This window comes from Halanaerobium saccharolyticum subsp. saccharolyticum DSM 6643 (assembly GCF_000350165.1).
GTDB lineage: Bacteria > Bacillota > Halanaerobiia > Halanaerobiales > Halanaerobiaceae > Halanaerobium > Halanaerobium saccharolyticum.
Genome location: NZ_CAUI01000022.1, coordinates 1 through 1,506, shown reverse-complemented (window position 1 = coordinate 1,506; position 1,506 = coordinate 1). Strand labels below are relative to the sequence as shown.

Here is a 1,506-nt window from a genome sequence, read left to right as displayed (position 1 = left end):
GGTTCGGGCCTCCACAAGCTCTTACACTCGCTTCACCCTGGTCATGGATAGATCACTCGGTTTCGGGTCTACTAATCATAACTTCCGCCCTTATCAGACTCGCTTTCGCTCTGGCTTCATCTCTATGACTTAACCTTTCGCTACGATTAGTAACTCGCCGGTCCGTGATACAAAAAGTACGCAGTCAGGCTTTTAAATAGCCCTCCTACTTGTTGTAAGCTTATGGTTTCAGTTTCTATTTCACTCCCCTTCCGGGGTTCTTTTCACCTTTCCCTCACGGTACTTGTTCACTATCGGTCATTCAGGAGTATTTAGTCTTGGAAGGTGGTCCTCCCATATTCTCACAAGGTTTCTCGTGTCTCGTGATACTCTGGATAATTCTCTGACTTCTTTTACCTTACGTCTACAGGACTATTACCTCCTACGGTTGAACTTCCCAGTTCATTCGACTCGGTAAAAAATTTAAGTCAGCCAAAAACTGTAGTTTTTAGACAGTCTATCCTACACCCACTTAAAGCAACGTCTACAGACTTACACTTTAAGTGTTTGGACTCTTCCCCTTTCGCTCGCCGCTACTAAGGGAATCTCATTTTGATTTCTTTTCCTCAGGGTACTAAGATGTTTCAGTTCTCCTGCTTGTTCTTACATGGCTACTTATTTCACCACATAATACCAGTGCTCCACACTGGTGGGTTGCCCCATTCGGATATCCGCGGATCTACGCTTATTTAGCAGCTCCCCACGGCTTTTCGCAGCCGGTCGCGTCCTTCTTCAACTCTGAATGCCAAGGCATCCACCATAAGCTCTTTCTAGCTTAATCAATTTATTTCCTATATGCATTTTTCAATGTACAGTTTTATATAATCTATATAATAATGAACATTAACTAAAATCTTCATTATTATTAACTATATATTATTGTTACTTATTATAGAAGATTTTCTTTCGGCTTTAAAAGCCGAACTAAACCTTCAAAATTAAACAGCAAGCTCACGTTCTCTCCTTAGAAAGGAGGTGATCCAGCCGCACCTTCCGGTACGGCTACCTTGTTACGACTTCACCCCTCTTACCGGACACACCTTTGGCATCCGCAGATGACTTCTGGTGCATCCAACTCGATTGGTGTGACGGGCGGTGTGTACAAGGCCCGGGAACGTATTCACCGCAGTATGCTGACCTGCGATTACTAGCGATTCCAACTTCATACAGGCGAGTTGCAGCCTGCAATCCGAACTGGGACTGATTTTCAAGGATTTGCTCCACCTCGCGGCTTTGCTCCCCTCTGTATCAGCCATTGTAGCACGTGTGTAGCCCGAGATATAAAGGGCATGAGGACTTGACGTCATCCCCACCTTCCTCCGACTTTCACCGGCAGTCTTCTTAGAGTCCCCGACATTACTCGCTGGCAACTAAGAACAGGGTTGCGCTCGTTGCGGGACTTAACCCAACATCTCACGACACGAGCTGACGACAGCCATGCAGCACCTGTATGTAGATTCCCGAAGG

General features: G+C 45.8%; 2 rRNA genes. Both read right to left on the bottom strand.

The annotated features are described in order from the left end of the window. A 23S ribosomal RNA gene (locus HSACCH_RS10145) occupies positions 1-820 on the bottom strand; the annotation flags it as partial. Between the two features lie 187 nt (positions 821-1,007). Then, positions 1,008-1,506 (bottom strand): 16S ribosomal RNA (locus HSACCH_RS10140); the annotation flags it as partial.